Below are 20,319 nucleotides of genomic sequence, written 5' to 3' on the forward strand. Positions count from 1 at the left end.
CAGCCTTGGTCGACAGGCGCCACGACCTCAGGCGCTCGTCCCTGGAAGCTCACGAACCACCCCGGCGAGAATCCGTACGCCCTCGTGAATGTCCTGGGTCGTCAGGCCGGCATAGCCCAGGATAAGCCCGGCGGGCCGTCCCTGTGCGGCTGACGCGGGAACGGCGAACAGCGGCGAAAGCGGATAGACACCCACCCCGCGCTCCAGCGCAGTGGCCCGCAATGCGGACTCATCCGCGGCGCGCAGTGCCGGTAACAGCAGCACGCCATGCAGCCCGGCGGCCATGCCGACCAGTTGCCCGCACCCCGCCAGATGCTCTTCAACCGCCTCCAGCAAGGCGCGGCGCCGTCGTTCGTTCTCCCGGCGCAAACGGCGGACATGACGTTCATAAGTGCCACTTTCGATCAGCGCGGCGAGCACGTTCTGTTCCCAGCGTGCCGAGTGTCGATCGGTCAGTCGCTTGGCTTCCCGGAACACCCGGACCAGCTCACGCGGCAGCACCAGATACCCCAACCGCAACTGCGGCGAGAGCGCCTTGGAGAAGGTGCCGACGTAGATGACGCGGGCCTCCGTGTCCATCGATTGCAGCGCGTCGATGGGACGCTGGCCATAACGGAACTCGCCACCGTAATCGTCCTCGATGATCCACGCCCGATGCCGACTCGCCCACGCCAGCAGTTCCAGGCGGCGTGCGATGGGAAGCACCGCGCCCATGGGAAACTGGTGCGACGGCGTCACATAGGCCAGGCGCACGCGGTCGTCTTCCGGCAACGCGCCGGTATCCAGCCCGTTGGCATCGACTGGCGTCGGCAGCACCGTCGCGCCCGTGGCCTCGAAGCAGTAGCGGGCCATGCGATAACCCGGCTCCTCGAAAGCGAAGGTGTCGCCGGGGTTGAGCAGAAGCCGGGCGCATAGATCGAGCCCCTGCTGCGAGCCGTGCACCACCAGAATCTGCTCGGCCTCGCAGGTCAGGCCCCGGGCCCGTCGCAGATAACCTTGCAACGCCCGACGCAGGCGCTCCTCCCCTTCCGGCTGGCCGTAATAGAGAGTCGGCTGGCGCTTGACCAGTTCGGCGCGGTACGCACGCTGCCAGCCCAGGGCCGGAAAATCGCCCGAGGCGACCGAGCCGTACCTGAAATCGATGCGCGCGCCCGGCGAGGCCACGGTGTAGGGCGTCAGCGCGGCAACCCGCTGGCCGTACAGGGAAAGCGCCGGCGGCAATTCTTTGCGCGGCGTGCGGTCTGAACGGACGCCCTCGGACGAGGCAGCGACCACCTGCGCGACCCGTGCCGCCTTCCCCGCCGTGGTCACGACAAAACCCTCGGCGGCCAGTTGCTCGTAGGCAGCCGTCACCGTGGTTCGCGACACCCCGAGTTCGGCCGCCAGGGCCCGTGTCGAGACCAGTTTCGCACCGGCGGCAAGGGTGCCGTCCTCGATCTGCTGGCGCAGCCTGGCGTAGATACGCCGCTCGCTACCGCGGGAGGATGCATTCGGAGAAGAAAACTGGCCCATGGAAAAACCTCGAAACTGGCACTTTTCATTGTGCAGGTCATGGCCGAGATTATGGCCTCCCAGCCAGCCAAAATGAATTCCCCATGTACATTCCCGAACACTTTGCAGAGCGGCGCCCCGAGCACCTGCACAGGATCATCCGCGACAATCCGCTGGGCATCCTCGTGAGCCAGGGCGAAAGCGCCATGGATGCCGACCACCTGCCCTTTGAACTGGACACCGCCCACGGCGCCCACGGCCTGCTGAGCGCCCATGTGGCCCGCGCCAATCCGCTGTGGCAGCGCTGTGACGGCAGGCAGGTCCTGGTGATCTTCCGTGGCGCGCAGGGCTACATCTCGCCCAACGGCTATGTATCCAAGCATGAAACCCATCGCCAGGTCCCGACCTGGAACTACGAGGTGGTGCATGTGCAGGGTGTCCTGCGGGTGATGCCGGAAGAAAAGCTGCTACGTCGCACCCTGGCCCTGCTGACCCGACAGCACGAGGCCGGTGAGAGCAAGCCCTGGAGAATGGGCGACGCACCTCGGGACTATCTGGACGAGATGGTCGCGAAAATCGTCGGCATCGAGATCGAGCCGCTGCGCCTCGAGTGCAAGCGCAAGCTCAACCAGAACAAGGACCACCGCGATCGGCTATCCGTGATCTCGCACCTGCGCGAGCGCGGCCACGAAGCCCTGGTATCGGCCATGCAACAGGAATAGGAAAACAGCACCTTGGAACTCGAACTGACCACCACCACGGTCCTTGTCACCTTCGCCGGCGTCTTCCTGATCTGCTTCATGAAAGGCGCGTTCGGCGGCGGCTTTGCCATCGTCGGCATCCCGCTGCTGTCACTGGTGATGGACCCGATCACCGCCGGCGGCCTGCTCGCCCCGCTGTTCATCGCCATGGACCTGTTCGGCCTGCGCTACTGGAAGCCGTCGACCTGGTCCAAGCCGGACCTGAACCTGCTGGTGCCGGGCCTTGTCGTCGGCATAGGCGTGGGCTACCTGCTCTTTCGCGTGATGGACCACCGCGCGGTCGCCATCGTCATGGCCACGATCACCCTGGTGTTTGTCGGCCTCTGGTTCAAGGCCGGCGCGCAAGTCCGGGTACGCCCGCGCTCCTCGCCCAAGGCAGTGGCGGCCGGCGTCACCTCGGGCATCACCACCATGGTCGCGCACTCCGGCGGACCACCGCTGGCGATGTACCTGCTGCCGCTGGGCCTGAGCAAGCAGGTCTATGCCGGCACCACCAGCATGTTCTTCACCGTCGGCAACCTGCTCAAGGCCGTGCCCTGGCTGCTGCTGGCCAGGCCGACCGGCAATGTGCTGAACCTGGCGCTGATCTGCCTGCTCGCCGTGCCCTGCGGCGTCTGGCTAGGCTGGCGGTTGCACGCCAGGCTGGACCAGCGCCAGATGTACCGCGCGTGCTATGGCCTGCTTGTGGTCACGGCCATGAAACTGCTGTGGGACGGTGTGTCCGGGTACATCGCCTGAGCCTCACGGCTGCGGCTCGCCACCCGGACGACCCCAGGGGTGGAACACCAGGCGCTGCGACAGACCGGCCCGGCCGGCCTTGTCGCCCCAGGCAATCTGCCGGGTCATTTTGCGGCGATGCACTCGACCTCTACCCGTGCGTCGGCGGCCAGGCCGCGCACGGCTACGGCGCTACGGGCAGGGTAAGGTTTGCTGAAGTAAGTGGCGTAGACCTCATTGAACGCTGCCCACTCGGACATATCGGCCAGGAACACCGTGCATTTGATGATGTTGTTCATCTGGTAGCCACTGGCTTTGGTGTCTGCCTTGATGTTTTCCATGACCTGCCTGGTTTCTGCGCGAATACCGCCCGGAACAAGCTCGTGCTGGCCGGGAACGATACCAAGCGCACCGGAAAGAAACAGCAGGTTGCCCACGCGGGAGGCATCCGAGAAGGGGTAACTGCCATTGTTGCCAAAATCGAGGATTTCGACATTTTGTTGCGATTGGGCAACGGCTTCGAAGGCCATCAGCGAGGCGAAAAGAGGCAACAACCACAGTGGCTTTTTCATATTGAACTCCATGGATAAAAAGAAGACTATTGCGACTTACTTGTTTATTGCCTTGAGCAATTGCGGGTAAAACCGTTGAGGGGCTTGCAAGTGCGGTGAATGCCCAAGGTCATCAAACTCCACCAGTGTCGACCGGGGAATACGTTTTGCCACGGACTTGCCCAGTTCGGGATAGTTGGCCAATCGAGCAATGGTCGCCGGCGATGCACCATGGGTAATAGCGGTCCTGTCAGTCAGGCCGATAAACAGTGTTGCAGGAACTTTCAAGTTCTCGAATTCGTAGAATACTGGCTGATTGAAAATCATGTCATAGGTCAGCGCCGCGTGATGCGCAATCAGAGGCAGGCCAGGTCCGCTGAACATCCCCGCTTGCATCTCGACCCAGCGATCAAACTCTGGCCGCCATTCTCCGTTGTAATGTACCCGTTGCTGATAGGCCTTGAGCTCCTGGGCGGAGGTTTCGAGTTCCCCCGCGTAGTAACCATCGACGCCCAGGTAAGGCACGCCAAGGGCTTTCCAGTCTTCAAGGCCCAGTGGATTGACCAGCGCCAGGTGTTCTGTCGCGTCGGGGTACATCAGCGCGTAGCGAGTAGCCAGCATCCCGCCCATGGAGTGGCCGATTACCGTGCTGCGGGTGACGCCCAGGCTTTGTAGTAACGCGTGGGTGTTACTGGCCAACTGTTGAAAGCTGTATTGATAACCTTGGGGCTTGGTTGATTTGCAGAAGCCGATCTGGTCTGGGGCGATGACACGAAAACCCTCTCGGCTCAGGGTCTTGATGGTATCGCTCCAGGTATCGGCACAAAACAACTTTCCGTGCATCAACACCACGGTGCGGTTTTTTGCTGTGCTGCCCTTGGCTGCAGGCACATCGACATAAGCCATCCGAACGCTTTTGCCTTGCGAGCTGAAACTGTAGTGCTTGACCGGATAAGTGTAGGTAAACCCCTCAAGTTCAGTACCATAAGCCGGTTGGTTTTTTGCCTGGACGAGGGAAGGCATGGCACTGATGGCAAATAACGCTCCGGCCAATATCAAACAAGGGGTTCTATTTCTGGTTGGAAAATTATTCATTCGTCGCATCTATCTCGGCAGCGGGCAATAGTGCCAGGAGATGAAATAGGCCGTTTCGAAAGTTATTTCAAAAGCAGATATGTTACGGCGAATAACATTGCTTCACAGCAGGCGGCGGCGTGGCCTCTCCGCCTGAATCTATCAATGTAAGCAGTTGTGATTCGAGCATGGTTGTCGGCGATTCGCCTTCAACGGCCACCAATGAAGTCCCGAGCCACCTTGATGGTTCGCGTCTGTGCTTCCTCGAGCGCTACGCCAGCCTATCCAACTCCACCAACAGTTCTGGCGTAATCAGCAGTTCACTGGCGCTGAGGTTTTCCTGCAGGTGCGCCACCGACGAGGTCCCCGGAATCAGCAGGATGTTGGGCGAGCGTTGCAGCAGCCAGGCCAGTGCCACACGCAAAGGCGAGGCATTCAGGCGTTGCGCCACCCCGGACAGGGTCTCCGATTGCAACGGGTTGAAACCACCCAGGGGGAAGAACGGCACGTAGGCGATACCCTGTCGTGCCAGCTCGGCGATGAGGGCTTCGTCGGCGCGGTGAGATAGGTTGTAGTGGTTCTGCACACACACCACCGGCGCTATGTCCTGTGCCTGCTTCACCTGGGCGGCCGACACGTTGCTCAGGCCGAGATGACGAATCAGGCCCTGGCGTTGCAACTCGGCCAACGTGCTGAAACCTTCTTCGATCGAGGCGTCATCAGGGGCGTGCATCGTTCCCCAGGCGCGATAATTCACTACGTCCAGGACATCGACATTCAGGTTGCGCAAGTTGTCATGCACCGCCCGGGTCAACTCGGCGGGACTGTGCGCCGGGTTCCAGGAAGCGTCTGCCCCCCTCGAGGCGCCGACCTTGGTGACGATGACCATGGCCTCGTCATAGGGATACAGGGCTTCGCGTATCAACTGGTTGGTGACATGGGGGCCGTAGAAATCCGAGGTATCGATATGATTGACCCCTGCCGCCCGAGCGGCACGCAATACCGAGAGCGCCGCCGCGCGATCCCTGGGGGGGCCGAATACCTGTGGGCCGGCGAGCTGCATGGCGCCATAGCCCATGCGGTTGACGGTGCGATCACCGAGTGAAAAGGTTCCTGCCTGGTTGGCGTTGCTCATGTCATCGACCTTGTACAGTGGGGGTGACATTCACTATATGGGTTGACCACTTCGCTGATAATGCGTTGCAATCGGCACGGGCTGTACGGGAATACGAACAATGCCAACCGACATTCAAGATGTGCAGGCCTTTATCGCCGTGGTCAATGCCGGCGGGTTTCGCGAAGGGGCGCGGCTGAGCGGGAAATCCGCTTCGAGCCTCAGTGACGCGGTGCGGCGCATGGAGGCCGGGCTGGGGGTGCGCCTGCTCAACCGCACCACCCGCAGTGTAAAACCCACCGAGGCCGGCGCGCGGCTGATGGAGCGCATCGTCCCGGCACTGGGCGAAGTGGAGTCGGCACTGGATGTCGTCAACGATTACCGGGACCGCCCCTCCGGCACCCTGAAACTCAATGTGCCCTTGAGCGCGGCGCGGCTGGTGCTGCCATCGATCATCGTCCCGTTCCTGCAAACCTACCCTGACATCCGTCTCGAAGTCATCGCCGAAGAAAGCTTCGTTGATGTGCTGGCGGCCGGTTGCGATGCCGGCATTCGCTACGACGAGCGCCTGGAACAGGACATGATCGCCATCCCCATCGGACCACGCTGGCAACGCTGCGCCACCGCGGCGTCACCAGCCTACCTCAACGCCCGCGGTCGCCCGGAACACCCGCGCGACCTGCTGCAACATGCCTGCCTGCGCGGCAAGTTCCCCAGCGGCGCGATGCCCTTGTGGGACTATGAACGCAACGGCGAAACCATCAGCCTCGATCCCTCCGGGCCGTTGGTCGTGCGTATCGGTGGGGCGGTCGACCTGGCGGTGCAAGCGGCGATCGATGGCCTGGGAATCATTCACCTGTTTGAAGACTGGCTGCGTCCACATCTGGAAAGCGGCGCATTGGAGCCGGTACTCGAACCCTGGTGGCAGGACTTCTCCGGCCCCTTTCTCTACTATCCCGGCCGCCGCTACCTGCCCTCGCCGCTCAGGGCCTTCGTCGACTTCATCAAGGCGTCGGCCACTCCCTGGACCCAGCCCCCATCGATGATGAAGAAAAGTCCAACCATTTAAAATAAGGTAGCTCAGTCATGCGGCAATCCCGGCACCTGCTTTCCGACGTTGGCACCTCATTGGCGATGGCCTGCCCCTGCGTCCAGGCGAACGGCCTATCCAGCGAACACAAACCCTTCGGCAAGACCAGCGACGGCACCGCCGTCGAGCAATACATATTGCGCAACAGCCATGGCGTGCAAGCCACGGTCATCACCTACGGAGCGGTATTGCAGTCGCTGAAAGTGCCTGACAAACACGGCAAGCTGGACGACCTGGTACTGGGTTTTGACGACATCCAGGGCTATCAGGGCGGTACGGCGTTCTTCGGTGCCACCATCGGCCGCTTTGGCAATCGCCTGGCCGGCGGCGCCTTCGAACTGGACGGCAAGCGTTACCAGGTGCCGCTCAACGATGGCCCGAACGCGCTGCACGGCGGTGCCCAGGGCTTCGACAAACGCGTATGGAAAGCCAGGCCGGTCAAGGGCGAGGATTCGGTCGGTGTCACCCTGATCTACCTGTCCAAAGACGGTGAAATGGGCTTTCCCGGCAACCTGACAACCGAGGTCACCTACAGCCTCAACGACAAGAACGAACTGCACATCGATTACAAGGCCACCACCGACAAGCCCACGGTGCTGAACCTCACCAACCACAGTTACTTCAACCTTGCCGGTGCCGGAAACGGCGATGTGCTCAAACAGCTTGCCACCTTGCACGCCAGCCACTACACGCCAGTCAACAGCACCCTGATTCCCACCGGCGAACTGGCCCCCGTGGCCGGCACCCCCATGGATTTCCTGAAACCCACGGCCATCGGCGAACACATCAAGGATAATCACGCCCAGCTCAGATTCGCCGAACCGAAACAGGGTGGCTTTGACTTCAACTGGGTCCTGGATACCCGGGGTGACATCAGCAAGCTGGCCGCCGACGTGCACGACCCGCAGTCCGGACGCCGCTTGCAGCTCTACACCACCGAACCCGGTGTGCAGTTCTACACCAGCAATTTCCTCGATGGCTCGGTCAAGGGCAAGGCCGGCAAGACCTACCACCATTGGGGTGCGTTTACCCTGGAGACCCAGCACTTCCCCGATGCGCCCAACCAGCCGGGCTTCGCTTCGACGCGCCTGGACCCGGGCCAGACTTACACGCAGAAGACCGTGCTGAAGTTCTCCGTCGATTGAATATGCAGGGCGGCGCTCAATGGATCGCGGCCTGGACGCCCTGCTGATACTGCCGGGGTGTACAGCCGAACTCGCGACGGAACACGGTGTGCAGGTATTGCGCCGACTTGAAGCCACAGTTCTGGGCGATGTCGGCAATCGCCGAATCGGTATTTTCCAGCCCGTTGGCCGCGGCCGCCAGTTTAAAGCGCAGTATCTCGTCGTGCACGCTGCAGCCCCGCACCTTGCGAAAGTGCGATTCCAACGATGAGCGCGACACCCCGACATACCCCGCCACCTGTGCGGTCTTGATGCCCTGGCAGGCGTACTGGCGGATAAAGAGCAGTGCCTGCATGACATAGGGATTGCCCAGCGGTTGATGCAGGCTCGAAGCCTGCACGTTGATCGCATCCGGGGCGATCAGCGTCTGCGTGCCCGTGGACGGCATACCATGCAGCATCTGGTGCAACAGATGCGCGGCGGTCCGGCCCATGGTTTCGGTGCCTTGAATGACCGAGCTCAGCGGCACCCGGGTCAGACTGCGGGTCAGCGGGTCGTTGTCAATGCCGATCAAGGCCACCTGCTCGGGCACGGCGATCCCGGCAGTCAGGCAGGCTTGCAGCAACTGCCGGGCACGCGCGTCACTGACGGCGATGATACCGATGGGTTTGGGCAGGCTTTGCAACCAGGCGACCTGCTGTTCGACGGCGCTGTCCCAGAGCGGCGCGCTGGTGCCCATGCCGCGAAAGACCTCGCCCTGCAAACCATCGCGCAGCAGCAGCCGGCTGAAGGCTTTTTCCCGTTCCTGCGCCCAGCGATTGGCTTGTGCTTCCGGCAGGCTGAAGCAGGCAAAGCGTGTCAGCCCGGCTTCGATCAGGTGTTCGTACGCCAGCTTCATCAAGGCATGATTATCTGTGGCGACATAGGGAATGCCCTTGGGATAGGCGCGCTTATCCTGATAGGACCCGCCCACCGCCACGACCGGCAGCTTGATCCCGGCCAACGCCTCGCCGATCAGCGGATCGTCGAAGTCGGCAATGATCCCATCGCCCTGCCAGCGTTCGATCCCTTTCAGGCGACAGAGGAAGTCCTCCTCCAGGAACAGGTCCCAGGACGCGCGGGTGCTGCTCAGGTAGTTGCCGATACCACTGATGATGCCGCGATCGTAAATCTTGCTGCCGTTGAACAACAGCGCGATGCGGTGAACGGGCGGGACGGTTTTCATTGTTTTATCGAGCCGGTAAACGCAGAAGCGATCGACACAGACTAGGCGCCGGAACGACGAATCTCAATATACAAAATCGCACCGCGTGTTGGTGATTTTCATAATCAGCGACCACCGGGCCGTTGCTAGTATCGAGACACGCCAAGAACAACAAGGAAATCGCTAATGCCGTACTTCCCGACTGTCGACAAGATTCGCTACGAAGGCCCCGCCAGCGACTCTCCCCTTGCATTCCGCCACTACGAGGCCGACCGGCTGGTCCTCGGCAAACCCATGCGTGAGCACCTGCGCATGGCGGCCTGCTACTGGCACACCTTCGTCTGGCCTGGCGCCGATATGTTCGGTGTCGGCACCTTCCAGCGCCCCTGGCAGCGCAGTGGGGATCCGATGGAACTGGCCATCGGCAAGGCGCAAGCGGCCTTCGAGTTCTTCTCCAAGCTGGGTATCGACTACTACAGTTTCCACGACACCGATGTCGCCCCGGAAGGCGGCTCGCTGAAGGAATACCGCAACCACTTCGCACAGATGGTCGACCACCTGGAACGCCACCAGGAACAGACCGGGATCAAGCTGCTGTGGGGCACCGCCAACTGCTTCAGCAACCCGCGCTTTGCCGCGGGTGCCGCCAGCAACCCGGACCCGGAAGTATTCGCCTGTGCCGCCGCCCAGGTGTTCAGCGCCATGAATGCCACCCAGCGTCTCAAAGGGGCCAACTACGTCCTGTGGGGCGGTCGCGAGGGTTACGAGACGCTGCTCAATACCGACCTGAAACGCGAGCGCGAACAACTGGGCCGCTTCATGCGCATGGTGGTCGAGCACAAGCACAAGATCGGTTTCAAGGGCGACCTGCTGATCGAACCCAAGCCGCAGGAGCCGACCAAGCACCAATACGATTACGACAGCGCCACGGTGTTCGGCTTCCTGCAGCAGTTCGGCCTGGAAAACGAGATCAAGGTCAATATCGAGGCCAACCACGCGACCCTGGCCGGGCACAGCTTCCATCACGAGATCGCCACGGCCGTGTCGTTGGGCATCTTCGGCAGCATCGACGCCAACCGCGGCGATCCGCAGAACGGCTGGGACACCGATCAGTTCCCCAACAGCGTCGAGGAGATGACCCTCGCCACCTACGAAATCCTCAAGGCCGGTGGTTTCACCCATGGCGGGTTCAACTTCGACTCCAAGGTCCGGCGCCAGAGCCTGGACGAAGTCGATCTGTTCCACGGCCACGTCGCCGCCATGGATGTGCTCGCCCTGTCCCTGGAGCGCGCGGCGGCCATGCTGCAGAACGATCCGCTCGAGCACTTCAAGGAACAACGCTACGCCGGCTGGCGGCAGCCGTTCGGACAGGCCGTGCTGGCGGGTGACTTCAGCCTCGCAGCGCTGGCCGAGCATGCCTTCGCCCATGAACTGAACCCGCAGGCCGTCAGCGGCCGGCAGGAAATGCTCGAAGGTGTGGTGAACCGGTTCATCCACCCCTGACGGCAGGCCAGCCCTGGCGTCGCGGTGACATTCTCACGACAAATCCATGCCCGCGGCGCCCGGCAACCCTCTACAGTTCCACCGGCGATTGATTCATCGCCAGGCAGTGTCTTTCCAACAACAATAAAAGGACGCACCATCATGAACACCCTGAAACGCACGCTGCTCGCCAGCGCCCTCGCCCTGCTCTCGCTGCCGGTCATGGCCGATGCCGCCCACCCGAAGATCGGTTTCTCCATCGATGACCTGCGCCTGGAACGCTGGTCGCGAGATCGCGATTACTTCGTCGCGGCGGCGGAGAAAATGGACGCCAAAGTCTTCGTGCAGTCGGCCGATGCCAACGAGCAGAAGCAGATTTCACAGATCGAGAACCTGATCTCCCGTGGCGTCGATGTAATCGTCATCGTGCCGTTCAACGCCACCGTGCTGACCAACGCCGTCGCCGAAGCCAAGAAGGCCGGGATCAAGGTGGTGTCCTATGACCGGCTGATCCTGAACGCCGATATCGACGCCTATATTTCCTTCGACAACGAGAAGGTCGGCGAAATGCAGGCCGGCGGCGTGCTGAAGGCCGCGCCCAAGGGCAACTACTTCCTGCTCGGTGGCGCGCCCACGGACAACAACGCCAAGGTCCTGCGCGAAGGCCAGATGAAGATCCTGCAACCGGTCATCGACAAGGGCGACATCAAGATTGTCGGCCAACAATGGGTCAAGGAATGGAACCCCACCGAAGCCCTGAGCATTGTCGAGAATGCCCTGACCCGCAACGACAACAAGATCGATGCCATCGTTGCCTCCAACGATGCCACCGCCGGCGGCGCGATCCAGGCCCTGGCCGCGCAGAAACTGGCCGGCAAGGTGCCGATCTCGGGTCAGGACGCCGACCTGGCGGCGGTCAAACGGGTCATCGATGGCACCCAGACCATGACCGTCTACAAGCCGCTGAAGCTGATCGCCTCCGAGGCCGCCAAGCTCTCGGTGCAACTGGCGCGCAACGAGAAACCCACCTACAGCTCGCAATACGACAACGGCAGCAAGAAGGTCGATACCATCCTGCTCACCCCGACCCCGTTGACCAGGGACAACATTGACCTGCTGGAAAAGGACGGCTTCTACACCAAGGCGCAGATTGCCGGACAGTGACCCATCCAGCTGTCCAGTGTGAGTATCGCGCCATGTCCGACTACCTGCTGCAAATGAATGGCATCGTCAAGACCTTTGGCGGTGTCAAAGCCCTGAACGGCATCGATCTCAAGGTCAGGCCGGGGGAATGCGTCGGCCTGTGCGGCGAGAACGGTGCCGGCAAGTCGACGTTGATGAAAGTCCTCTCGGCGGTCTATCCCCATGATACCTGGGAGGGTGAGATCCTCTGGGACGGACAGCCGCTCAAGGCCCACTCCATCCGCGAGACCGAAGCCGCCGGGATCGTCATCATTCACCAGGAACTGACCCTGGTCCCCGACCTGTCAGTGGCCGAAAACATCTTCATGGGGCACGAGCTGACGCTGCGCGGCGGGCGCATGAACTACCCGGCGATGATCCATCGTGCCGAAGCGCTGATGCATGAGCTCAAGGTGCCTGACATGAACGTCTCGCTACCGGTTTCGCAATATGGCGGCGGTCACCAGCAACTGGTGGAAATCGCCAAGGCGCTGAACAAGCAGGCGCGCCTGCTGATCCTCGATGAGCCCTCGTCGGCGCTGACCCGATCGGAAATCGAGGTACTGCTGGACATCATCCGCGACCTCAAGCGCAAGGGCGTCGCATGCGTCTACATCTCCCACAAGCTGGATGAGGTGGCGGCCGTGTGCGACACCATCGCGGTGATCCGCGATGGCAAACACATCGCCACCACCGCCATGGCCGACATGGACATCCCGAAGATCATCACCCAGATGGTCGGACGGGAAATGAACACTCTCTACCCCACCGTCCCCCATGACATCGGCGAAGTGATTTTCGAGGCGCGCCATATCACCTGCCATGACGTCGACAATCCCGGGCGCAAGCGGGTCGACGATGTCTCGTTTGTCCTCAGGCGCGGGGAAATCCTCGGCATCGCCGGGTTGGTCGGCGCCGGCCGCACGGAACTGGTGTCGGCACTGTTCGGCGCCTACCCCGGCCGTCACGAAGGCGAAGTCTGGCTGGACGGTCAACCGATAGACACCCGCACGCCCCTCAAATCCATCCGTGCCGGCCTGTGCATGGTCCCCGAAGACCGCAAGCGCCAGGGCATCATTCCGGACCTGGGCGTGGGCCACAACATCACCCTGGCCGTCCTCGACAACTACGCGAAGATGACCCGCATCGACGCCGAGGCCGAACTGGGCAGCATCGACCGGGAAATCTCGCGCATGCACCTCAAGACCGCGAGTCCATTCCTGCCGATCACCAGCCTCTCCGGCGGCAACCAGCAAAAAGCCGTGCTGGCGAAGATGCTGCTGACCCAACCGCGCGTGCTGATTCTCGATGAGCCCACCCGCGGGGTCGATGTCGGTGCCAAGTATGAGATCTACAAATTGATGGGCGCGCTGGCGGCCGAAGGCGTGTCGATCATCATGGTCTCTTCGGAGCTGGCCGAAGTGCTGGGGGTTTCCAACCGTGTACTGGTGATCGGCGAAGGCCAGTTGCGCGGCGACTTCATCAATCACGACCTCACCCAGGAACAGGTGCTCAGCGCCGCCCTCGGCCATCCCGATGACCATAACAATAATGATCGGAAAACCGCGTAGATGAATCAGCTCAAACAACTCTTCACCCGCTACAAGATGCTCGCGCTGGTGATCGCCGTGGCGATCATCTGGTTGTTTTTCAGCTGGCAGACCGACGGCGGGTTCCTGACCCCACGCAACCTCTCCAACCTGCTGCGACAGATGTCCATCACCGGGATTCTCGCCTGCGGCATGGTCCTGGTGATCATCAGTGGCGAGATCGATCTGTCGGTGGGTTCCCTGCTGGGCCTGCTCGGAGGCCTGGCAGCGATTCTCGACGTGATCTTCCATGTACCGCTATGGGCGAACCTGGGCATGGTCATCCTGTGCGGATGGGTGATCGGTCTGGCGAACGGCTGCATGACCGCCTACCTGCGCATCCCGTCGTTCATTGTCGGCCTGGGGGGCATGCTGGCGTTCCGGGGCATTCTGCTGGGGATTACCGGCGGAACCACCATTGCCCCGGTCTCGCCGTCGCTGGTCTACATCGGCCAGGGTTATCTGTCGCACACGGTCGGCACCGGACTCGGCGTGCTGCTGTTCGCCCTGACCCTTTTCCTGACCTGGAAACAGCGCCGCAACCGTGCCCTCCATGGCCTGGCGGCCCACTCATGGGGCCGTGACGTATCGCGCGTGCTGTTGATCGGCGCGGTGCTCGCCGGTTTCGTCCATACCCTGAACAGCTACGACGGTATCCCGGTGCCGGTGCTGCTCCTGCTGATTCTGCTGGGCGTGTTCAGCTACATGACCAGCCAGACCGTGTTCGGACGACGCATTTACTCGGTGGGCAGCAACATGGAGGCCACGCGCCTGTCGGGCATCGATGTCCAGGCCGTGAAGCTGTGGATCTTCGGCATCATGGGAGTGATGTGCGCCCTTGCCGGCGTGGTCAACACCGCGCGCCTGGCCGCGGGCTCACCCTCTGCCGGCAACATGGGCGAGCTCGATGCCATCGCCGCCTGCTTCATCGGTGGCACCTCCATGCGCGGTGGCTCCGGCACGGTTTACGGCGCCCTCCTCGGCGCGCTGGTCATCACCAGCCTGGACAACGGCATGTCGATGCTTGATGTCGACAGCTATTGGCAGATGATTGTCAAAGGCAGCATCCTGGTACTGGCCGTGTGGGTGGATGTCAGCACCCGGACCGGGCGACGCTGATCCAGGTACAACAAGGCCTCCCGCTCAGGGAGGCACCGCTTGCTGCCTGAGCCGATGGGTCGCTGACCCGGGGTCGCCCCGCAGCTCTGCCACTCTGCGATTCCGGTCACTTGCGAAACGACTGCGCCAGAAACTCGGTGATCAGCGATACGACCTGCTGCTGGATCACCTCGCGTGGGCGAGCACCTTCGCCATCCAGGCAAATCATGCCATCGCCTGGCGATGCCTTCTCGATCAACTCCACCGCGCCAGGCTTGCAGACCGACATAAAGCTGAAGTGAGTGGCGTCGCTGATCTCGACGTAGCGCGTCGTCGCCTGGGGCAGGCGCTTGGCCAGGTCGGCGGACTCCAACCGGGCGGGCATATCCTCGGACGGCACGCCCCCGGCGATCACCAGTGTCGGTACAGGCAGCGCCGCCAGGCTTGCATCGGTCATCCCGCGTGACAGCCCCAGGTCCAGCGAGACAATGGCGGTGACGCGCTTATCGCGCAGATCGGCGGCCAGTTGGGCCTTCGATGCCGGAGTGCTCGCCGGATTCATCTGCTGGTAAGCGGAGCAACCGCCCAGTTTCGGGTGGACCTGGCAGTCATGGGCAAAGTGCTCGGGGTCGAAACGTGCCCCGGCGATTTCCAGGGTGGTCCAGCCGCCGAGGGAATGCCCCACCACGGCAATCCGCTGCTTCGCGACCGCACCAAACCGTTTCGGCTGGGCGATGACCGCATCGATGGCACGACTGACGTCAGCAGGCCGCAGCCATAGTTGTGCCGCGGCTTTGGCGCTGCGGTCCTTGCTGGTGGTGCCAGGGTGATTGACCGCCGCCACGATATACCCCTGATGGGCCAGTGCACTGGCGAGCCACACCTGGTTGCCCCAATTACCGCCGAAACCATGGGAGAGCACCACCAGCGGATGCTCCCCGCCAGCCGGTGGCGCGTTGCGCACGCCCGGGGCACCGACAAACACGACAGTGTCAGCGATCAATTGGGGTGTGGCGGTGGTTACGCCGGGGTACCAGACGACCATCTCCAGCGGGCGCTCATTATGCCCGTCCACCAGTGTGGAGGACTGGAAGCCGACAGGTTGATCGTCAGCCCATACGGGCGTCGTGAGGCAGATCAGCAGCAGAGCGCCAAGAGCTGTTTTCAATGTTTTTATCTTCCTTGATGGGATCGACTGATTAGCATCTGGAGTCCGCCAGCAGGCGCCCCCCCTCTCGAACACACAGCATTCGAGCCCCAGCGCAGCGCGCAAGTTGTAGGTCGCAGACTACAGACAAGACCTACACATATTCAAACAAAAAGCAAAAACCGCTCTTATTATTTCAAAACCACAAAAAACCTATCCGTTCGGACAGTTATAAAACCGCGTAAAAACATATTAAATATTCACTTACAAAAGAGGAAAACGCACAACGCCAATTCACTCTTGACATGGACGTACTCGATAGCACAAGGCACTCATTAGTTTCTGATCGGAAGGTTTAAAAATGAAAATCATCTCTATCTCAGCTATGGCCTTTCTGCTTCCAGGCATTGGATTCGCGCAGTCTCCAATACTCGCCTCACTCGAAGCACAAGGTATTCAGGTCAAGATATTAAGCAAAGAACAGCTCAGCAAAATCAGAGGCACCGCCAGGATCACGGACCAGCCCTACCCGAGCGTAACGCAGGGCATAAAGATCTATAACATCCGACTGAAACGCTTTGGAAACGAACATGATTACAGGTCCTACTATTCAGTAGGTAGCGATTGGAGCCCGCACGGAACATATACGCATTCCGAAAGCGGCATTGAATACAACATTGCCGGCGACCGCTGGCTTGCAGATAAATCGGATGCGCCAGGGGGAAACTGGAGTGCAAGCAATGCGGTAGAAGTAGACTTTCACTACCAAGCCCTGAGTAAAAATGGCACCCCACTCAATTTCGGCTGGAGAGAGACTACCTGGAATCGACCCATCTCGACATTCTCCTGGTAATCCGTCTTCTCAGCATAAACCTCAGATCGAAGCACCAACAGTCCCCCTGGAACAAGGAGAGCAATATGAACATCAGCGGCAACACTCCATTGTATGCACACAGTTCGTCACCCACCAAGACAACAAAATATCAAGCGTCAGAAAAAGAGCATTTTTCAATAGAGACTCCCGACAACACCAAGAGCAAGGAAGATAAAGTCAGTATTAGCACCACGGGTGCCGATATGTCAGATGCGATAGACCCACCTCTTCCCATCGGCGCAATGCCGGCCTGGTGGGGTGAGTTCGCAATCCGAGTCATATTCCCATCGGAACGAGGGAGCCCCGAGCTCAAGGCACTTCCCGAAAATGAGAAATTCTCAAACCTTTCGTCAGGAGAAAGCATCGAGTATTTCGCCTTGCTAAAAGCCCATATGAATAATCTGTACGAACGCAACGGGCTGCTCGATGAGAACGCGATCAACAAGGCGCTCAACTCCAGATCAACCAATGAGAAGCTGCAACGAGAATTCTATGAGGGCATAAGGGCAGATCCAAAAATGTCCGAACTGGTCGACAAGCTGGGTATTTCGCTTTCCTGATCGCAGCGGAGTCGCCGTGAAATGGCAGTCGCTCGTCCTGGCGATTGCGACTCGCCTGGCACTCCTGTAGAGGCTGTGCACGCATTCAGGTCTGAATGATGGGTCCGGCAAACCCTCATGTTTGTGTCTATGCTCTAACGCACCGCTAAACCTGAGTTACCCCTGTCGAATCACCCAACAAGGAATGTTGTCATGAACCTGCCCCCATTCGCCAAACGTATTGCCCTTGCCACTGCCTTGTCCTGCTTCAGCCTCGGCGTTCTCGCCGCGGATATCCCGCTGTCGGCCGTGGTACAAGAAGATCAGGTGGTCACCAAAGTGCTGGCTGTCGATGCGGCCAGGCATCAGGTCGTGCTGGAAGGAGCGCAAGGCCATCAGGTGCACGTGCAACTCACCGACCAGGCCAAGGACCTGGGGCACCTCAAGGTTGGCGACCAGGTGAATGTGCAGGTCCTGCATTCGGTGGCGGCCTACCTCGACACCGATATTGAAAAAGGCCTGCCCGGCGCCAGGGAAAGCGTCGGCGATGTGCGCGCCACGCCAGATAATCCCAATCCGGGCGGCGAAGCCTTTCGGCAGGTGCAAGTGCAGTTGAAGATCACCCATATCGACCTGCAGAAGAACCAGGTGACCTTTGAAGGGCCCGCCGGCAAATCGAAGGTCGTCGATGTCCGCAAGCCTGAAGTCCAGCAAAAGCTGAAGGAGCTGAAGATCGGCCAGAGCGTGGTGGTGACGTATACCGACGTCCTGAAAGTGACCAGCCAGCACGAGGGTTGAAGCCTCGTTATCCCGGCCAGCTGATCGCCTGCGTTGCCTAACGCAACAGATACACCGTCAGACCGACCAACGCGCAGGCCATCAGCACCTGGATGACACCGCGCTTGAAGCGGAACAAGGCAATCGCCGCGGCAATGGCGATCAGCGCGCTGGGCCAGTCGAGCGGGCCACTGAAGCCTTTTGGCCACAGCACGTGATAACCGAAGAAACACGCCAGATTGAGAATCACACCGACCACTGCCGCCGTAATGGCGGTCAGTGGCGCGGTGAACTTGAGTTCGTTGTGGGTCGACTCCACAAGTGGACCACCCGCCAGAATGAACAGGAACGACGGCAGGAAGGTGAACCATGTCACCAGGGCGGCGGCCACGGCGCCCGCCAGGAATGCCTGATCCGCGCCGAATACCTGCAGGACATAGGCCCCGACAAAGCCAACGAAAGCCACCACCATGATCAATGGCCCGGGCGTGGTTTCTCCCAGGGCCAGGCCGTCGATCATCTGGGTCGGGGTCAGCCAGCCATAGTGACCGACCGCGCCCTGGTAGACATAGGGCAGCACCGCGTACGCCCCGCCAAAGGTCAGCAGTGCCGCCTTGGTAAAGAACCAGCTCATCTGGGTCAGGGGGCCCTCCCAGCCAAACAGCACAGTCAGAATGCCCATTGGCACTGTCCATAACGCGGCCCCCACCAGGACCAGCCACGCCAACTTGCGCCCGCTGAAACGGGCATGCTCGGGCGGCGGCGTATCGTCATCGATCAGGGCCGGACCAAAGGACTTCCTGGCAGCGCCATGGCCACCCGTGGTGAACTTTTCCGGAGCCAGTCGACCGCCAACATAGCCGAGCACAGACGCCCCCAGCACGATCAGCGGAAAGGGTACGTTGAACGCGAAGATCGCCGTAAAGGAAGCCGCCGCTATCGCCCACAGCCAGTTGTTCTTCAACGCCCGCGAACCGATGCGATGGGCCGCCTGCACCACGATCGCCGTGACCGCGGGCTTGATGCCATAGAAGAGTCCGGCCACCACGGGCACCTCGCCAAAGGCGATGTACAGCCACGACAGGGCAATCAGGATAAACAACGAAGGCAGCACAAACAGGGATCCCGCTATCACCCCGCCCCAGGTCCGATGCATCAGCCAGCCGATGTAGGTTGCCAACTGCTGGGCCTCGGGACCGGGGAGCAACATGCAGTAGTTGAGGGCATGCAGGAACCTGCGCTCGGAGATCCAGCGCCGCCGCTCCACCAGTTCCTGGTGCATGATCGAAATCTGCCCCGCCGGCCCGCCGAAGCTGATGAAACCCAGCTTCAGCCAGAACCAGAACGCCACACGCAGACTGATCGTGTCCGGCCTCGACAGCTCCCCGTCACCCGTGGGTGCCACAACCTTGCTCATTGGGTTGTTCCTCGTTCACCAACCCGGCAAGTAGACCATCAAATAGAGCAGGCGGCACCCTGCATTTGCTTGCTGGTCTTATCAAAACGCAAGACGCTCGGGCACGACATCCAGAATCTTCGCCAGGCGCACCACTGTCACGCCGACCCCGAGGTGGCGCAACGAGGGCTGGACCAGCACGCAGTTGTCGTGCGGCGTCACGATCGGGTCATCGCCATCGTGGGCAATCACCGTGCCGGCCTTTTCGATCACCTCCAGCCCGCGGAAGTCTTCGGCAAAGGTGAACTCCATACTGCGGGCGACCACGGGACGGGTGACTTCGAGGAACTGCTGCGGCAGCAGGTCCTGTGGCTGCACGAACTCGGCGACGTCTTCCTTCAGCACCGTGCCGGTGGTCACCAGAAAGCGTGCAGCGGTGTCCAGCGCCACTGCGCGACTGCGCGCCGAGAAGTGCTGGCCCGTCTCGATCAGCAAGGCATTCCTCGGGCTCGCCGGATCGTTGAACCCCTCATAATCACGCAGGCGGCGGCCATTGGGGTGACCGGCGTCCACCACGACCGTCTGCGGTACGCCCAGCGTCGCCGCAAAATCCAGGCCCTTGCGTTGGGCGCCGCACATCATCACCGGGGGGGCCTCTTCGTGCATCGAGTGAATGTCCAGCAACAGATCGACACTGTCGATCACCGGTTGCAACTGACGGGCACGACGCAGTTCGATGGAGTCCGCCGCGCTCGCCAGCCGGTCTGGCGACCAGACCCGGTTCATGTCTTCGTCCAGGTAGCGGGTCGCATCGATGTCCTGCGGGTCGAAGCGCCGATAAGCCTCGATATTGCCGAAGGCCAGGGTCAGGCGGCCACGCCGTGGGCGCAACGGGTGCTTGAGAAACGCGTCCACCGCGATCGCGCCGCTGACCTCATTGCCATGGGTCAACGCCATGATCATGACGTGCGGACCAGCCACGCCGCTGTCGAAACTGTGCACGTACTCCACGCCATCGGTGCCCTCCCGCCAGCGCCGGATATCGGGGAACTCGACTTCGATCGGGTAAGGCTTCAGGGACGCACGAACTTGTTCAAGGGTCTTCATTT

19 protein-coding genes are annotated in these 20,319 nt (G+C 61.2%); 11 read left to right on the top strand and 8 right to left on the bottom strand.

The window, feature by feature from the left end; genetic code table 11:
- Positions 1–27: 27 nt before the first annotated feature.
- Entirely contained in the window at positions 28–1,512 is a 1,485-nt protein-coding gene (gene pdxR, locus HX881_RS20270; protein ID WP_177086229.1) for a MocR-like pyridoxine biosynthesis transcription factor PdxR, read from the bottom strand.
- A gap of 83 nt (positions 1,513–1,595) precedes the next feature.
- Between pdxR and HX881_RS20275 the strand changes: the two genes are divergently transcribed.
- The gene (locus tag HX881_RS20275; RefSeq protein ID WP_177086231.1) at positions 1,596–2,213 is read left to right on the top strand and encodes an FMN-binding negative transcriptional regulator; all 618 of its coding nucleotides are present in this window, start codon (positions 1,596–1,598) and stop codon (positions 2,211–2,213) included.
- A gap of 12 nt (positions 2,214–2,225) precedes the next feature.
- Positions 2,226–2,990, top strand: coding sequence for a sulfite exporter TauE/SafE family protein (locus HX881_RS20280; protein ID WP_177086233.1), 765 nt, complete (start codon positions 2,226–2,228; stop codon positions 2,988–2,990).
- Positions 2,991–3,094: 104 nt separating this feature from the next.
- On the opposite strand, the gene HX881_RS20285 is transcribed toward HX881_RS20280, so the two are convergent.
- From HX881_RS20285 to HX881_RS20295, 3 genes are all read right to left on the bottom strand, one after another.
- Complete coding sequence (locus HX881_RS20285; protein WP_177058029.1) at positions 3,095–3,541, bottom strand: Rid family detoxifying hydrolase; 447 nt, start codon at positions 3,539–3,541, stop codon at positions 3,095–3,097.
- A gap of 36 nt (positions 3,542–3,577) precedes the next feature.
- Positions 3,578–4,615, bottom strand: a complete 1,038-nt coding sequence (locus HX881_RS20290; protein ID WP_177086235.1) for an alpha/beta fold hydrolase — start codon at positions 4,613–4,615, stop codon at positions 3,578–3,580.
- A gap of 250 nt (positions 4,616–4,865) precedes the next feature.
- Positions 4,866–5,729, bottom strand: coding sequence for an aldo/keto reductase family oxidoreductase (locus tag HX881_RS20295; RefSeq protein ID WP_177086237.1), 864 nt, complete (start codon positions 5,727–5,729; stop codon positions 4,866–4,868).
- Positions 5,730–5,829: 100 nt separating this feature from the next.
- Between HX881_RS20295 and HX881_RS20300 the strand changes: the two genes are divergently transcribed.
- Together HX881_RS20300 and HX881_RS20305 are read left to right on the top strand one after the other, a co-directional pair.
- A complete protein-coding gene (locus HX881_RS20300) occupies positions 5,830–6,777 on the top strand; it encodes a LysR family transcriptional regulator (protein ID WP_177086238.1) in 948 nt (315 codons plus the stop codon).
- Between the two features lie 17 nt (positions 6,778–6,794).
- On the top strand, positions 6,795–7,943 hold the full coding sequence (locus HX881_RS20305; protein ID WP_177086239.1) for an aldose epimerase family protein: 1,149 nt from the start codon (positions 6,795–6,797) through the stop codon (positions 7,941–7,943).
- 16 nt (positions 7,944–7,959) lie between these two features.
- On the opposite strand, the gene HX881_RS20310 is transcribed toward HX881_RS20305, so the two are convergent.
- Positions 7,960–9,147 carry a XylR family transcriptional regulator gene (locus HX881_RS20310; RefSeq protein WP_177086241.1) on the bottom strand — a complete coding sequence of 396 codons (1,188 nt, stop codon included), beginning with the start codon at positions 9,145–9,147 and terminating at the stop codon, positions 7,960–7,962.
- A gap of 165 nt (positions 9,148–9,312) precedes the next feature.
- On the opposite strand from HX881_RS20310, the gene xylA reads away from it, so the two are divergent.
- The 4 genes from xylA to HX881_RS20330 all read left to right on the top strand — a co-directional run bounded on the left by xylA (position 9,313) and on the right by HX881_RS20330 (position 14,498).
- The gene (gene xylA, locus HX881_RS20315; RefSeq protein WP_017128957.1) at positions 9,313–10,629 is read left to right on the top strand and encodes a xylose isomerase; all 1,317 of its coding nucleotides are present in this window, start codon (positions 9,313–9,315) and stop codon (positions 10,627–10,629) included.
- Positions 10,630–10,770: 141 nt separating this feature from the next.
- Entirely contained in the window at positions 10,771–11,772 is a 1,002-nt protein-coding gene (xylF, locus tag HX881_RS20320; protein ID WP_177086243.1) for a D-xylose ABC transporter substrate-binding protein, read from the top strand.
- A gap of 32 nt (positions 11,773–11,804) precedes the next feature.
- Complete coding sequence (xylG, locus tag HX881_RS20325; protein WP_177086245.1) at positions 11,805–13,361, top strand: D-xylose ABC transporter ATP-binding protein; 1,557 nt, start codon at positions 11,805–11,807, stop codon at positions 13,359–13,361.
- A complete protein-coding gene (locus HX881_RS20330; RefSeq protein ID WP_017128954.1) occupies positions 13,362–14,498 on the top strand; it encodes a sugar ABC transporter permease in 1,137 nt (378 codons plus the stop codon). It begins immediately after the preceding gene.
- Between the two features lie 106 nt (positions 14,499–14,604).
- Here the strand turns inward: HX881_RS20330 and HX881_RS20335 are convergent, their stop codons facing one another.
- Positions 14,605–15,645, bottom strand: coding sequence for an alpha/beta hydrolase family protein (locus HX881_RS20335; RefSeq protein WP_177086247.1), 1,041 nt, complete (start codon positions 15,643–15,645; stop codon positions 14,605–14,607).
- A gap of 340 nt (positions 15,646–15,985) precedes the next feature.
- Between HX881_RS20335 and HX881_RS20340 the strand changes: the two genes are divergently transcribed.
- The 3 genes from HX881_RS20340 to HX881_RS20350 all read left to right on the top strand — a co-directional run bounded on the left by HX881_RS20340 (position 15,986) and on the right by HX881_RS20350 (position 17,835).
- Positions 15,986–16,477 (top strand): hypothetical protein, encoded by a 492-nt coding sequence (locus tag HX881_RS20340; protein WP_177086249.1) that lies wholly within the window; start codon positions 15,986–15,988, stop codon positions 16,475–16,477.
- A 65-nt stretch (positions 16,478–16,542) separates the two neighbouring features.
- Positions 16,543–17,058 carry a hypothetical protein gene (locus tag HX881_RS20345; protein WP_177086250.1) on the top strand — a complete coding sequence of 172 codons (516 nt, stop codon included), beginning with the start codon at positions 16,543–16,545 and terminating at the stop codon, positions 17,056–17,058.
- A gap of 192 nt (positions 17,059–17,250) precedes the next feature.
- Positions 17,251–17,835, top strand: coding sequence for a hypothetical protein (locus HX881_RS20350; protein ID WP_177086252.1), 585 nt, complete (start codon positions 17,251–17,253; stop codon positions 17,833–17,835).
- A 37-nt stretch (positions 17,836–17,872) separates the two neighbouring features.
- On the opposite strand, the gene chrA is transcribed toward HX881_RS20350, so the two are convergent.
- Positions 17,873–19,231, bottom strand: a complete 1,359-nt coding sequence (gene chrA, locus HX881_RS20355; protein ID WP_177086254.1) for a chromate efflux transporter — start codon at positions 19,229–19,231, stop codon at positions 17,873–17,875.
- Between the two features lie 81 nt (positions 19,232–19,312).
- Positions 19,313–20,317, bottom strand: coding sequence for a M14 family metallopeptidase (locus HX881_RS20360; RefSeq protein ID WP_177086256.1), 1,005 nt, complete (start codon positions 20,315–20,317; stop codon positions 19,313–19,315).
- Positions 20,318–20,319 lie beyond the last annotated feature (2 nt).

Source organism: Pseudomonas gingeri (genome assembly GCF_013386115.1).
Taxonomy (GTDB): Bacteria; Pseudomonadota; Gammaproteobacteria; order Pseudomonadales; family Pseudomonadaceae; genus Aquipseudomonas; species Aquipseudomonas gingeri.

Coding starts and splice junctions, on each gene's coding strand:
- pdxR (WP_177086229.1), bottom strand. CDS start 1,512: ATGGGCCAGTTTTCTTCTCCGAATGCATCCTCCCGCGGTAGCGAGCGG.
- HX881_RS20275 (WP_177086231.1), top strand. CDS start 1,596: ATGTACATTCCCGAACACTTTGCAGAGCGGCGCCCCGAGCACCTGCAC.
- HX881_RS20285 (WP_177058029.1), bottom strand. CDS start 3,541: ATGAAAAAGCCACTGTGGTTGTTGCCTCTTTTCGCCTCGCTGATGGCC.
- HX881_RS20290 (WP_177086235.1), bottom strand. CDS start 4,615: ATGAATAATTTTCCAACCAGAAATAGAACCCCTTGTTTGATATTGGCC.
- HX881_RS20295 (WP_177086237.1), bottom strand. CDS start 5,729: ATGAGCAACGCCAACCAGGCAGGAACCTTTTCACTCGGTGATCGCACC.
- HX881_RS20300 (WP_177086238.1), top strand. CDS start 5,830: ATGCCAACCGACATTCAAGATGTGCAGGCCTTTATCGCCGTGGTCAAT.
- HX881_RS20305 (WP_177086239.1), top strand. CDS start 6,795: ATGCGGCAATCCCGGCACCTGCTTTCCGACGTTGGCACCTCATTGGCG.
- HX881_RS20310 (WP_177086241.1), bottom strand. CDS start 9,147: ATGAAAACCGTCCCGCCCGTTCACCGCATCGCGCTGTTGTTCAACGGC.
- xylA (WP_017128957.1), top strand. CDS start 9,313: ATGCCGTACTTCCCGACTGTCGACAAGATTCGCTACGAAGGCCCCGCC.
- xylF (WP_177086243.1), top strand. CDS start 10,771: ATGAACACCCTGAAACGCACGCTGCTCGCCAGCGCCCTCGCCCTGCTC.
- xylG (WP_177086245.1), top strand. CDS start 11,805: ATGTCCGACTACCTGCTGCAAATGAATGGCATCGTCAAGACCTTTGGC.
- HX881_RS20330 (WP_017128954.1), top strand. CDS start 13,362: ATGAATCAGCTCAAACAACTCTTCACCCGCTACAAGATGCTCGCGCTG.
- HX881_RS20340 (WP_177086249.1), top strand. CDS start 15,986: ATGAAAATCATCTCTATCTCAGCTATGGCCTTTCTGCTTCCAGGCATT.
- HX881_RS20345 (WP_177086250.1), top strand. CDS start 16,543: ATGAACATCAGCGGCAACACTCCATTGTATGCACACAGTTCGTCACCC.
- HX881_RS20350 (WP_177086252.1), top strand. CDS start 17,251: ATGAACCTGCCCCCATTCGCCAAACGTATTGCCCTTGCCACTGCCTTG.
- chrA (WP_177086254.1), bottom strand. CDS start 19,231: ATGAGCAAGGTTGTGGCACCCACGGGTGACGGGGAGCTGTCGAGGCCG.
- HX881_RS20360 (WP_177086256.1), bottom strand. CDS start 20,317: ATGAAGACCCTTGAACAAGTTCGTGCGTCCCTGAAGCCTTACCCGATC.